At 42.8% G+C, this 12,239-nt stretch carries 14 protein-coding genes; all 14 read right to left on the bottom strand.

Annotated features, from left to right (window positions below; all coding sequences use genetic code 11):
- Positions 1 to 8 precede the first annotated feature (8 nt).
- The gene (locus tag NYE35_RS08510) at positions 9 to 491 is read right to left on the bottom strand and encodes a hypothetical protein (protein ID WP_036684493.1); all 483 of its coding nucleotides are present in this window, start codon (positions 489 to 491) and stop codon (positions 9 to 11) included.
- A gap of 17 nt (positions 492 to 508) precedes the next feature.
- Positions 509 to 703, bottom strand: a complete 195-nt coding sequence (locus tag NYE35_RS08505) for a hypothetical protein (RefSeq protein ID WP_036684494.1) — start codon at positions 701 to 703, stop codon at positions 509 to 511.
- 29 nt (positions 704 to 732) lie between these two features.
- Complete coding sequence (locus NYE35_RS08500) at positions 733 to 1,614, bottom strand: hypothetical protein (RefSeq protein WP_036684496.1); 882 nt, start codon at positions 1,612 to 1,614, stop codon at positions 733 to 735.
- Positions 1,611 to 2,594, bottom strand: coding sequence for a hypothetical protein (locus NYE35_RS08495; RefSeq protein WP_036684498.1), 984 nt, complete (start codon positions 2,592 to 2,594; stop codon positions 1,611 to 1,613). Before NYE35_RS08495 ends, NYE35_RS08500 begins: the two co-directional genes overlap by 4 nt.
- Positions 2,572 to 4,044, bottom strand: coding sequence for an ATPase, T2SS/T4P/T4SS family (locus tag NYE35_RS08490; protein WP_036684499.1), 1,473 nt, complete (start codon positions 4,042 to 4,044; stop codon positions 2,572 to 2,574). The genes NYE35_RS08495 and NYE35_RS08490 overlap by 23 nt, the downstream gene beginning before the upstream one ends.
- 13 nt (positions 4,045 to 4,057) lie before the next feature.
- Complete coding sequence (locus NYE35_RS08485; protein WP_036684503.1) at positions 4,058 to 4,885, bottom strand: hypothetical protein; 828 nt, start codon at positions 4,883 to 4,885, stop codon at positions 4,058 to 4,060.
- Entirely contained in the window at positions 4,864 to 5,745 is an 882-nt protein-coding gene (locus NYE35_RS08480; protein WP_036684504.1) for a hypothetical protein, read from the bottom strand. The genes NYE35_RS08485 and NYE35_RS08480 overlap by 22 nt, the downstream gene beginning before the upstream one ends.
- On the bottom strand, positions 5,745 to 7,109 hold the full coding sequence (locus tag NYE35_RS08475; RefSeq protein ID WP_036684506.1) for a nucleotide-binding protein: 1,365 nt from the start codon (positions 7,107 to 7,109) through the stop codon (positions 5,745 to 5,747). Before NYE35_RS08475 ends, NYE35_RS08480 begins: the two co-directional genes overlap by 1 nt.
- Before the next feature lie 223 nt (positions 7,110 to 7,332).
- On the bottom strand, positions 7,333 to 8,244 hold the full coding sequence (locus NYE35_RS08470; RefSeq protein WP_076101643.1) for a 5'-3' exonuclease: 912 nt from the start codon (positions 8,242 to 8,244) through the stop codon (positions 7,333 to 7,335).
- Between the two features lie 48 nt (positions 8,245 to 8,292).
- The gene (locus tag NYE35_RS08465; protein WP_038569540.1) at positions 8,293 to 8,658 is read right to left on the bottom strand and encodes an arsenate reductase family protein; all 366 of its coding nucleotides are present in this window, start codon (positions 8,656 to 8,658) and stop codon (positions 8,293 to 8,295) included.
- Positions 8,659 to 8,851: 193 nt separating this feature from the next.
- Complete coding sequence (locus tag NYE35_RS08460) at positions 8,852 to 9,838, bottom strand: RluA family pseudouridine synthase (protein ID WP_341120662.1); 987 nt, start codon at positions 9,836 to 9,838, stop codon at positions 8,852 to 8,854.
- A 1-nt stretch (position 9,839) separates the two neighbouring features.
- Complete coding sequence (locus NYE35_RS08455; protein WP_341120660.1) at positions 9,840 to 10,406, bottom strand: cob(I)yrinic acid a,c-diamide adenosyltransferase; 567 nt, start codon at positions 10,404 to 10,406, stop codon at positions 9,840 to 9,842.
- Positions 10,407 to 10,576: 170 nt separating this feature from the next.
- A complete protein-coding gene (locus tag NYE35_RS08450; protein WP_232061510.1) occupies positions 10,577 to 10,765 on the bottom strand; it encodes an aspartyl-phosphate phosphatase Spo0E family protein in 189 nt (62 codons plus the stop codon).
- Between the two features lie 250 nt (positions 10,766 to 11,015).
- Positions 11,016 to 12,236 carry an aminotransferase class I/II-fold pyridoxal phosphate-dependent enzyme gene (locus NYE35_RS08445; RefSeq protein WP_036683526.1) on the bottom strand — a complete coding sequence of 407 codons (1,221 nt, stop codon included), beginning with the start codon at positions 12,234 to 12,236 and terminating at the stop codon, positions 11,016 to 11,018.
- Positions 12,237 to 12,239 lie beyond the last annotated feature (3 nt).

The raw sequence follows: 12,239 nt of genomic DNA, 5'->3' as shown, positions 1-12,239 counted from the left end.
TCATCCTATCAATCTATATAGTAGTCCAGATCCTTATAATGTTTCAGGCCTGTCGTTGACATGGAGAAGTGGACCGGAATTTCACGCTCCAGCTTCTTTCCCCATAAAGTGATAGAGAAAGGATATACAGCTTTAATCTCAACCGTAAGCGGTTCGCCTCTTTGCCGATAAGGTTTATTCCATTCGTTCCCTTCATCGTAATATGAGGTTTCATCATCATTTCCAATCGCATTATCATGATCTGCATTAGTGACCGTAATGACAATATCATCGGCTTTATCTCGGTAAATAGGGCGCTCCTGTAATCTCTCCATAACATCCTCATAATACGATTCCTTCAAGTAGTTATCACCAGCTACAATCTGCGAAACACTATACGTCTCTGTGACCAGCGTTAAATACCATGGGAAAAAGAAAGCCAAATTTACAAACAGCAAAATCGTAACCGAGGTCAGAATGGTAAGTAATACTGCCTTTGCTATCCCTTGCATTGTGTTTTCACCCCAAATTAGCTAACCATCTTTCCAATCAAATCATCGAATAAGAATTCCCAAACATCATCGACCCATCCTGTCAGTACTCCACCCTTTAGATAGGTCACTACCACTCCAATTAAAATAATAACGCCAACCGTGATGGCAATTTGCTTGATCCCTACTTCTCCTTTTTCCTCCACTAGCAATTCCTTAAGATCTGTCTTCATTCGTTTATCCCCCTATAAATAAATTTGGCTTATTGAAACATCTTCATTGAACTCAGAATGGTAAACAAATAGTACATAACGATATAAATAGCCAACACTATAATAAGTAGAAACTGGATCCTTGCGCTGCTGCGCTGCCTACTCTCCAGCTCTTCTTCCAAAGCCCTGATTCTGAAGCCATCTAATTCATTCTTGAGATATGCCATCTGAGACACATTATCGTATCCTTTAAGCCTCGTCTCCATAATGTCGCAGAACTTGATCACGTAATGCATCGGAATCCGTTTCTTCAGCTGCTTAAAAGCGAATTCTTCTCCGTAATCAATATTGTCCAGCATCACACCGAGCTCCTCGGCTATATCAGGATTTGCACTAGGAATGTAGTCCTTAAGCACATCTGAGAAATGAATGTTAACCGACTTTATATACTGGTAATAGACCATACTATAAAAGGCTGGGAAATCCAGGGATATATTTTTGTTCTTCTTATCGATAATCTTCTCCAACTCGACCACCGGATAGAGCCAGCCCAGCATGATGAAGATGGCAGAGATACAGCCAAGCAGGATGTTCACCTTCCATAGCAACAACATAATCACAATAGCACTTAGCGTGTACATGAATTGCTCGGTCCGTATTTCCTCTGGAGTCTTTTGTAGATCAAGTCGGTCAATGATTTTCTTGAATCTTAATCTTTCAGCACTTCCCAATAACCCTTTAACATATTTCATTGCAATTCTTCGTTTATATTGGTTGAACTTCTCTTTTAGCGCCGCATTTTTACGCTGCTTGATATATTGACGTGCACGTTTTTTCTGTTTTCTGCTCACAGGCTTGAAGAAGGGGTATAACAATATCTTGATCAAATAAAGGATGGAGAGCATGGCTATCAGCTTAACTAGGAATATCATTTGCGCTCACCACCCATGCCGACGTTCCCTTGGAGTACCTGACTGCGTGCAAAGCTTAAACAAATGACACTAATCAATATCGTGTTGATCAATTTCCCAACATTGCTTTCAAGCATAAATTCTCTAAAATCCTTTACAGTTAATGCGTACAAGAAAAAAAGCACAATGATTCCGGTTTTAAACATAAAATCTCGATTCATCTTTCTAAAAATCCGTTCCTTTTTAGAGTTAATCTCGCGCAGCACGGCATTTTCATCTACAATATCGAGGAAAATGTCTGCCATACCTTTTCTTTCGTTATATTCGAAGACCACTGCTTTTTTTGTGAAATTATCAAATTTGGGACCAAGCTGTCTATTTAATAGCGTAATAGCTTGCTTAAAGGAATAGCCGTTGTTGTCGCAATTATCTATAAATTGCTGAAAATATGGCCTAAGATTAGGACTGATATATTCATCGCTCTCCATCACCTTTTTAATGGCTACTAGTACACCTTCACGGGCTAACGGACAAATCACATCTTCGGCATCCATTATATTTTCAAGCCGTTCTGCTTGGATGGCTCTAGACTGCATCACGAAAAAAGTAAACAATCCTACAAAAATTGAAATCGTAATCACAAGCGAAAGCGTAACGCTTTTCATAAGCAGAACCACTAGCAGAGCTATAATCGCAAAGCAAATGCACAGCATTGAGGTAAAGCTCTCCAGCGTAAACGGCATATTAAAGTCTAAAATCAAACCCTCTACCATTCGATTGTATTTCGCATAAATATTTTCCTTCTGCCTGACGATTCGCTCCTTCTTGATCCGGTCAACATAACGCTTCGTGTTATACTTGCCTAGGTACTCTGCGAGGGTATCCATAACGTCGAGAACATATCTTACAGAACCCTGAAAAAACTTGACCTCAAAGATGGCGTTAAATAGTACAAATGCAGCCATACCAAGAAGTAGACTAATGATTAAAGTTGTATTCATCGAATTCGTACACCTCTGTTTCGCCCTCCAACGGATCCTTGGTAAAGAACTCAAACCTGCTTTTCTTAATTCCGGCCTTGAGCATTAGCTGCTGTACATTCTCCGAGATCTTTCCTACACGTAAATGTCTGCCAACAATTTTGATCATCTTCTTGCCTTCAATCATCTCTTCAATCACATCATCACAATCAAATCTATAGATTTGATTAATCAGTGGATTCAAGCCATCTGAGCCCAAAATCTCTGAAATTGAAGTCACTTTACGAGTACCATCTGCCAGTTTCTCTTGAAAGATTACAAATTTCACAGCACTGCAGATATTTCGTAGAGCAAGTTCCGCTGGCTCATTAGAGGCCATTAGATAGGCCGTTAGAAATCTAAAGATCGCTTCCTTATCCCCCTCTGCATGAAGTGTGGAAAAGAAATAGTGTCCCGTCTGTGCTGCTCGAAGCGCTGTGGCGAATTCACCGGGTGTTCGAAGCTCCCCTGGTCCAATCCAGTGAGGTGATTGTCTCATCGCATTAATAAGCAAATTTTCCATAGTCGCTGGGCTTGAGTCATCATCATCAGGGACCGACTCGTATTGCAACACATCATTCAGCACTCTACCGTGTTCGCTGTTATCTTCTCTTTGAATCAATCTCATCTCTGAAGGATTTTCAATGGTAATGATCCTTGATAGAGGATTGATCTCCTTCACAAGAATTTCATTTAGCGTTGTCTTTCCGCTTCCTGTCGGTCCCACTGTAATCCAGGATAAGTCTGATTTCGGGATCAAAGACAATAATTTATACATGTTTGAGGAGAAGGATTTATTCTCAATGAGCATTTTCGGAACAATACTCTTCTTGCTGAACTTTCGGATCACAAACGCCGGTTGGTCATACGGTGAGATCTCAGCATGAGTGGCATTCACACGATATCCCTCAATCGTTCTGGCATTTACCATGGGTATCTTTGGAATCAGCCGAACCTTGGAGATACCTATAAGCTTGGCGATAATCCGTTCCATATGATCACGATCTGTAAAATTTTGATCCCACTGCAGGCTTCTTCCGCCGCTTTCCACAAAGATTTGATCAGGCCCGTTGGCTCTGATTTCATCTATACTAGGGTCCTCCATAGCCTTGGTAATGGGACCATAGTGAGTGATTTCATTGGTGAGTGCGTTTTTCAACTCTGCTAGATCATAAAATCCCTCGACAGAAGGTTTCTGCGCGTCTACAAATTCATTTATGTATGCCTTAGTCATTTCGCGTTTTCGAGCAGGGTCGTTTTCTCGCCTATAGGCATGTGTCGTTATTTTCGTAATATATTTTTGGCATAACTCCAAAGCCTCATCAAAGCTTATGGTCGTATATTTACTAGCCAGATCCTCCATGTTCTCCTTCGGCCCTACCTGATGCAGTACTTTTTGCTGCATATCGCTAATTTTCGCACGTGTCAGCAAGTCGCTCTCCCCTTTACTGATCCGCCAACCGATCGGCCAGCTTTTGGATCTCTTTTTTAAAATATTTATTAATTAGGGGGTTATCTTTTATGTACAGCCTGCCCTCATGTGCACGAACTACGGCATCCTTCACAAGTGGCAGTACAGAAACTATGTTAAAACCCATGTCCTTCATAACCTTATAATCAAATTCAATATGCTGAATATTCATCATCACCACACTGGTGAACTTAGCCGTACTTATCCCCACCGATTTAGCATAATCCAGCAGCTTCACCATATTTATGGTAGCTTCCATCCTCTCTGTTGCCGTAAAGAATCCTATGTGACAATACTTCATGGCACCCAGACAAAATTCCAATGGAGGGTTGTTGGGAATGTCGATCAGCACAATATCAAACATCTGCTTAAGTGTAGTAATTACACGCTCTAAATTTCCAAACTCAAAATCAAAATACTCCTCCATTAGATCCTGTGGACTAGCTGATAACAGGAACAGCTTCTCGTATTTGGTCCGCTGCAATTCATCTCGGAAATCTACCTTGTCGCTTTTTAACACCTTAATTAATCCTTGCCCCTTCTTATGTGCAGGGACATCTAGAAATTGATATAAGTTCGGATAAAACACCTTAAGGTCAACCACACAAGTATTTAGACCCTTTTGAGATAATAAATATCCTAAGTTGCTTATGAGCATGGCATTATCTACACCATCACAAGCAGGTATAAAACCTACTACACTATAAATCAGATTATTCTCTTGAAGTTCGGCACCGACGAGATCCTTAGATGATATTTTCTGAAAAATGCTGTCGATTCCTAATCCTCTTTTCCGATCCACGATTCCACCTCTTTCTCCAAAGTGGGCAGTTGGTCAATGATGACATCACTACTTTTTCTGCTCAGTATGGTAATCAGAAATGAATTTCCATTAAGTCCTTTGTATTTGGCATAATTGTTAATTTGTGCACTCGTCCCCTCGAGGAGTAATGCTTTAGGTTGAATGTTCTTTAAGAAATCCTTACTCTTCATAACATTTTGTTTCTTATCCTCATCCAGTTTCTGCACCTCTTTATATACTTCGTAGATGGAATGACTACTTGCGTTGAGCATATCCTTCACAACAATGCTTTCAAACAATACTTCAGTTTTTTTGATCGTATTCGTGGACTCGGAATAAATAGCGTTTGGATTGCCACCCGGGGCATCCTTCTCCTCTACCTCATAGGACACACGGATACGAACACGGTCTCCTGGCATTAGAATATCTCCACCAACCTCCAGAAAATTATAAGGAAGCGTCAAGACCTCATTTTCCTCATTCACTTGATACAGCCATTCATTTTTTTGCGGTTTTTCATCCAGCAACTGATCTTTGTAGAGCACGCTGTTTTCTCGAAGATAATATGCGGACAGTTTATCCTTCACCGAATCTATATCTTCAGACAACACCATGTCCTCGGTGTATTCTTTTTTGATAATATTGTATTTCTCAATCATAGGCTCCGTAATGACTACGTAAGCCGGAATACCATCACTCTGCTTGACCCGCAACACCTCTACCACATCGCTGGCATCTTTGCTGGCTTTCGTAATGAACATATAAGAAACCACGATGATCAATAGACTAAAGAGCAATGCTGCAACCCGCTTGAACATTTGCTTATTGGGTGTCGCGTTTTTAAGCCCACTTAAATCCATTAACTACTCCCCTCCAGTAATCTAAGAAGTATATTTCCATATGCCCGCTCATGGTCTTTGTTTGAATATACAAGCGGCACATCGGTTTCAATCTGAGTATCAAAGTCCGTGTCATAAGAGATATGACCTGCCACTTTCATTCCGTATGTAAAGCTTTCTAAAAGACCGGATGTAGCAACTGCACTTACCTTGTCTGGTACGAAAATTTCACCTTGAAATCTGGAACGGTCATTATATTTGGTGACAATTACTTTTGATTTAGCATTCAAATAGGCCGTATTTTCCTTATTCAGTGTCTCTTCCACATTCCTCAGAGTGCTTAAAACAGCATATAGATTATTGGGAATACAGAGGCCAAAGCTGTCGATATGGATTAATGCTTCTCGAAATCTGTCTAATACGTTCAGTGGTAGATCCAATAGGATCAAATTAAATTTGTTTCGGAGTAAGGACAACAGACCGACAAGTTTAGAGCTGGTGTAAAATTGCTGGATTAACTTGGGATCGGAAAAGCTGTAACCCAGTCCAGCCAGCCATAGGTTTTCTTTCAAATGAAAAGCCGTAGTCAAATAATCCTGAGGTCTTGCTAACGTTCGGATGAGAGATGCATTTATATCTTCATCCCGCTTGGTTCGTTCATGAAAGCTGCTAAAATACATATTCGTACTTCGATATTCGATATCCATATCCACGATTAATACATTCAGCCCCCGTTTACTCGCTTCACTTGCAACATTGATAGTTGTGCTGGTAATTCCGCATCCACTATGCCCGGTTATCGCTACAATACGACTAATCCCTCGGCTAATCTTATCAAGCTCCCTAGTAAGGGTATCCGTAGCCTGTAATTCAGTTGGGGCTTTCGGTTTCGGTTTAAAGCGATCCAGAAACGACCCTTTTCTGTCTGTACTCTTTTGGTGATTACTCTTATCGTCGTGAGGTCTGGAATGTTGTTTCAATTGAGGTTTGGTATCGGATAAACGCTCAAGAGCTTCCTGAAATAGTACTGGTGTAATGCGTATGTATTCGTAATTCTTAATTTGGAGATTCGGATATCTATAGCTGAGATTCTCCCATTCTGTATCTTTCCTTATGTACCTGGTGAGGATTAAAATCTTTACATTTGACTTTTGATTAGCTACGAGCCAATTGATTAGGTTATTTAAATCACTCCTGTTCTGTTCCATCCTCAGAGATAATGCATCATCTGTTATTAATATGCTATCTATAGAAGGATTGATGTTTTGCAAAAACTCCAAAACACCTCCAAGGACTAATTCAGACTCGTTCACTACGTCCATGGTCCGACTGCAATAATTACCTACTATCTTCTGAAACTTGTGCGTGACCAAAAGTATCTTCATCTCATCATCACCTACTATGGAAAATAATCCCTATGTATTTCCTTTGAAATTTCATTAAACCAATATCCATGATTAGAAACCTTAATTTGTAATTCAGTAAAAAAAAGACATATATTGATAAATTTCCACATGAATTCGACAACAAAAAAAAGCAGGTCAAGGATAGTAACCTTGACCTGCCATTATGTTTATTCACATTTTCATCAGAAGAGAACCACTCTCCTTAACCCAGATCACCTAACTCAATCTGTACAATTCCCCGTTCGTCCTGCACCTCAGCGATCAAATGCATCAGGCTGCCGAATTCCAGTTCTTGAAATTTACGCGCGGCTGTTTCCCGCTGTAATTGCCATAAAGCTTCTGCCAGCTCACAGACCACAGGCACATCACAACGGATTTCAGCCAGCTCCCTTGATAGATGCAGCATATCTAGGTCGGCTTCAATTTTGGACCGTACACCTTTAGGAAGCAAGTGAAGATTCTCAATTACACCTTCAACTGTACCGTACTCTGTTAACAGCTTCAGCGCGGTTTTCTCACCAATCCCTTTTACACCAGGGTAATTATCACTTGTATCGCCCATAAAGCCCTTCAGGTCAATAACCTGTCTAGGGGTTAGACCTTTATCCTCAAGCAATTCTGCAAGGTCATAAACTTTATAGTTGGAGCGTCCTTTTTTCATAATGACGACTTTAACATTCTCATCAATAAGCTGCAGCATATCATGGTCACCCGTCAGAATGTAAACCTCAGAATTATCGCTGTAACAGGATGCCAGCGTACCTATGCAATCATCTGCTTCATAGCCGGCAAGACCAATGTTTGGCACACCTAGCTCAGCCACCACTTCTTTTACTAGGTCAAACTGCGGAATTAATTCCAGCGGAGCTTCGATCCGGTTGGATTTGTATCCATCATATTTCTCGGTGCGGAACGTTCCTTTGCCCATATCCCAGCAGCATACGACGTGAGAAGGCTCAAACGTACTTACTGCATCAAAAAAATACTGCAAAAATCCATATACCGCATTCGTTGGCAATCCATCTTTTGTCTTGCGAATATATCCTCCATAAGAGGTCGCATAAAAGGCCCGGAACAGCAGAGCCATTCCATCTACAAGCATTACCCGGCCCATTGTTTCTGTTCTCACTTATAAACCTCTCCCTTGATCGTTGTATTGATATTAAACATTAGTCCAAGTATCGGCATATTGGTCTTCTTTGAATCCCACCGTAACTTTAACTCCATCGGTGACAATCGGACGTTTGATCAGCATCCCGTGGCTTGAGAGCAGCTCTAACTTCTCCTGTTCCGTAAGCTGGGGCAGCTTGTCCTTCAGACCTAATGATTTGTATACTTCACCGCTTGTATTAAAAAACTTCTTCAGCTCAAGGCCGCTGTTCGCGAGCAGCTCACGCAGCTCGTCCACCGTAGGTGGCTGCTCTGCGATGTGCTGAAGCTCCAGCTCATGACCTTGTCCCTGCAACCATTTAACTGCGCTGCGGCAGGTGCTGCATTTGGGATATTGATATACTTTTAATTTGCTCATGCTGTGCTCCTTTAATAATCGGCTAATAATACCGTAACTACGGGGAATGTTTGGACTTCCGGCCGCTGTTGTCTACAGATTTCCTCAATTTTACCGTTAAACACGGTTGAAATCCGCAGACAAAGGCGGTCGCTATCGTTCCTACAGTTCCAAACTTCCCCTTCGCCACTCTATCGCCTGAATCATAATTTTATCACAAATTCGCTGTCAGACCTTGCTCCAATATTTTCTCCAAGACTGCCATGTCAGGTGGCAACGGGGCTTCGAATATCATTTCTTGCAGAAGCACCGGGTGCTTGAACGTCAGACGCACTGCGTGCAGTGCCTGACGCGGTATGGAAGCATCGAGTGCTGCAACGGACTCCAACTGCTCGCTTTGCGTTGAAGTAAATTCTGCTAGATTGTACAGCTCATGACGATACATGCTGTCTCCAATCAGTGGACAGCCGATAGAGGTCATATGGACCCGAATCTGATGCGTACGTCCACTCTCCAGCTTTAGTTCAACTCTGGAGCCGGCCGAATACACCTGCTTAACCTCATAGCGGGTTAGAGAAGGATATCCATCCGGTGTCACGATACGCCGATGTGGCTCCTCAGGATCACGGTCGATAGGGCCGTCGATATCACCGGATAGCTCCGCAGGAATCCCATGAACAAATGCAGCGTAACGCTTATCCACAGTACCGGCGATCATCTGCTCGGAAATATGCTGATGGCTGTATGGATTTTTGGCGATCACTAACACACCGGAGGTTTCCTGATCCAGGCGGTGAACAGGCCGGAAACGGAAGCGTTCATTCTTCTGCGCCCAATAATAAACCACGCCATTGGCAAGCGTGTCGGTGTAATGTCCATGTGTTGGATGAACTATAATTCCCGCTGCCTTGTTAACCACTAGCAGATGTTCATCTTCAAATAGAATCTCGAATGGAATCGGCTGCGGTAAAATATCATCCGAAGTCTCCGTTTCCATGCGGATCTGCACGGTATCTCCTGCCTTAACATGCACACTAATGTATACACGTTCACCGTTTAATGTAATGCCTTGTTCCGTCTGCTTCAGCCGGGAGAGTAGCTTGCGTGAGACATCCATCCGTTTGTGCAGGATTGTCTTCAGCAGGAAGTCATCCTCTTCTGGCGGTATGATATAAGTAATGGGTGAATAATAGCTTGTCATATTAGTCTCGAAACACCTTTTTACTACGGATGTATTCTACATCAGTAATCCCTGACCGTGTATTAGACGTTCTAGCCAACGCGAAAAAATAATCCGACAATCGATTGAGATAAATCACCGCTTCTGGGTTTATGTCCGCATTTCGCCCTAAGGTAACTGCCCGGCGTTCCGCACGACGGCAAACCGTGCGGCATACATGTAGAACCGAAGCCAGCTGACTACCTCCTGGCAGGATAAATTTCTCAAGTGGTGGATTCTCCTCTTGTAGAGAATCTATCCAGCCTTCCAGCCGCTGAGCCATCTCACTTGTCACCATATATTGACCACCGTCAGCAAGTTTAACAAATGCTAAATCCGTGCCGCAATCAAACAGCTCATGCTGTATTTCGAGCAATTGCTCGCGGACATCGTCGAAATTATCACTTTCCATCAGGCTTCGTGCTTGCCCTACAAAACAATTCAGCTCATCGATCGTTCCGTAGGCCTCGACGCGGACATCATCCTTGCCGACCCGGCCGCCAATCACTGAAGTCTGACCTGCATCACCCGTACGTGTATAAATCGCCATGGTTTAAGCCTCCTATCCATTCTTGAAATCACATACTGATAGTTTAAGCTTTCTGCTATAAGGAAGACAATAAAGATAGCAAATTAAGAGTATACACAATAACACCGTCATTAGTAAGAGTGAACAACAAAAAGAGGACCCTAGGGTCCTCTCAAGAGCATTCAGCAGCACTATTTTCCAGCCGGACGCCCCTTCATGTACTCATTTATTTTGAGGTCCAATAAACTGCTAATTTCAATCACATTATCCGAAGTGAATGATTTTTCCTGCAGGAAAAGCTGCTCCATCTTGCTGCGGAGTATTCTAATTTCATCTTCCAGAGAGAGTATGCGAGCAGAAGCATCACCCTTGGGGGGTATTTTCCCATTTCCAGAGAAACATTTCCCACCATAGGAAGGTAAGTAATAATCGGCGCTAAGCACAATCATCCCTCCCAAAAGTATTATTGAGCGCGTGCTGCAAAATAGCATGAAAGTTAAATAAAGCAACTTCAAAGCAACGCTTAGTTCCAGAGTAAATGGATCCTTGTAAGTTCTATTATAGGGGCTAATTACTCTCAAAGTAAAATAATACCATAGGATTGTATGATCGGCTATAGTTCAATTTTCACTAATCCGTTCTCTCACGTGTAAGCTTTGTGACAAAAGCACCAATGCGTTCTACTGCTTCGTTCAGTTGGGATACTGATGTGGCGTAGGAACAGCGCAAGTAACCTTCTCCACCTAATCCAAAGACACTTCCAGGCACAGCCGCAACCTTGTATTCAAGCAAAAGCCGCTGAGCAAATTGATCAGAAGTCAGCCCTGTCTTGCGCACGCTTGGGAAAGCGTAGAAGGCGCCCTGCGGCTCATGGCACTCCAGCCCCGCATCGCGTAGGCCTTTGACGATCAACCTCCGCCGTTGATTATAGGAATCTACCATCCGGTCCTTCTCTTCCATACCATTGGTCAGCGCTTCAAGTGCAGCCACCTGTCCCATAGAAGGAGCACACATGACAGTGTACTGGTGAATCTTAAGCATTGCAGCGATAAGATCCGGGTGACCACAAGCATAACCCATCCGCCATCCGGTCATTGCAAAAGCTTTGGAGAAGCCGCTAACCAGAATCGTACGGTCTATCATGCCTGGTAAAGAGGCAAAGCTGACGTGATTAATGCCATAAGACAACTCTGCATAAATCTCATCTGAAATCACTATAAGATCATGTTTCTCTACTACCTTAGCAATCGGCTCCCAATCTTCTCGGGTCATTACACTTCCCGTAGGGTTACTTGGGTAACACAAAATCAGAACCTTGGAGCGCGGAGTGATTTTGGCTTCCAGGCTTTCCGCAGTAAGTTTAAAGTTATTCTCACCAACCGTTTCAATACCTACAGGTATCCCTCCACCAATCGCGGTAATCGGCGAGTAAGAGATATAACAAGGCTCCGGAATCAGAATTTCATCCCCCGGTGAAATCAGCGCACGTAGCGCCAAGTCGATGGCCTCACTTCCGCCAACGGTTGCAATAATTTGATTGGCAGGATCATATTCCACAGCAAAACGGCTGTGTAAGTAATTTGCGATCCCTTCCCGCAGTTCAGGCATCCCTGCATTGGATGTATACCCTGTAAACCCTCTTTCCAGCGAATAGACACAAGCCTCTCTAACATGCCAGGGGGTCTTAAAGTCAGGCTCTCCGACTCCCAGAGAGATGATATCCTTGCTACCTGCAGCCAGATCAAAAAACTTGCGGATACCCGAAGGTTGAATTTGCTGTACCAACGGGGCCAAATAAGAATCCATTGATTTGCTGTCTTCTCCAGTTAGCTGCGATTTATTCGTGATCATATG

It is taken from the genome of Paenibacillus sp. FSL L8-0494 (assembly GCF_038003695.1).
GTDB classification, from domain to species: domain Bacteria; phylum Bacillota; class Bacilli; order Paenibacillales; family Paenibacillaceae; genus Paenibacillus_AQ; species Paenibacillus_AQ odorifer.
This window is presented reverse-complemented; position numbering and strand designations above follow the sequence as displayed.

Bases quoted from the DNA above. Each gene is read 5' to 3' on its own strand.
- NYE35_RS08445 (WP_036683526.1), bottom strand. From the start codon at position 12,236: ATGATCACGAATAAATCGCAGCTAACTGGAGAAGACAGCAAATCAATG.
- NYE35_RS08500 (WP_036684496.1), bottom strand. From the start codon at position 1,614: ATGATATTCCTAGTTAAGCTGATAGCCATGCTCTCCATCCTTTATTTG.
- NYE35_RS08480 (WP_036684504.1), bottom strand. From the start codon at position 5,745: ATGGATTTAAGTGGGCTTAAAAACGCGACACCCAATAAGCAAATGTTC.
- NYE35_RS08460 (WP_341120662.1), bottom strand. From the start codon at position 9,838: ATGACAAGCTATTATTCACCCATTACTTATATCATACCGCCAGAAGAG.
- NYE35_RS08455 (WP_341120660.1), bottom strand. From the start codon at position 10,406: ATGGCGATTTATACACGTACGGGTGATGCAGGTCAGACTTCAGTGATT.
- NYE35_RS08505 (WP_036684494.1), bottom strand. From the start codon at position 703: ATGAAGACAGATCTTAAGGAATTGCTAGTGGAGGAAAAAGGAGAAGTA.
- NYE35_RS08470 (WP_076101643.1), bottom strand. From the start codon at position 8,244: ATGGGCCGGGTAATGCTTGTAGATGGAATGGCTCTGCTGTTCCGGGCC.
- NYE35_RS08465 (WP_038569540.1), bottom strand. From the start codon at position 8,658: ATGAGCAAATTAAAAGTATATCAATATCCCAAATGCAGCACCTGCCGC.
- NYE35_RS08495 (WP_036684498.1), bottom strand. From the start codon at position 2,594: ATGAATACAACTTTAATCATTAGTCTACTTCTTGGTATGGCTGCATTT.
- NYE35_RS08510 (WP_036684493.1), bottom strand. From the start codon at position 491: ATGCAAGGGATAGCAAAGGCAGTATTACTTACCATTCTGACCTCGGTT.
- NYE35_RS08475 (WP_036684506.1), bottom strand. From the start codon at position 7,109: ATGAAGATACTTTTGGTCACGCACAAGTTTCAGAAGATAGTAGGTAAT.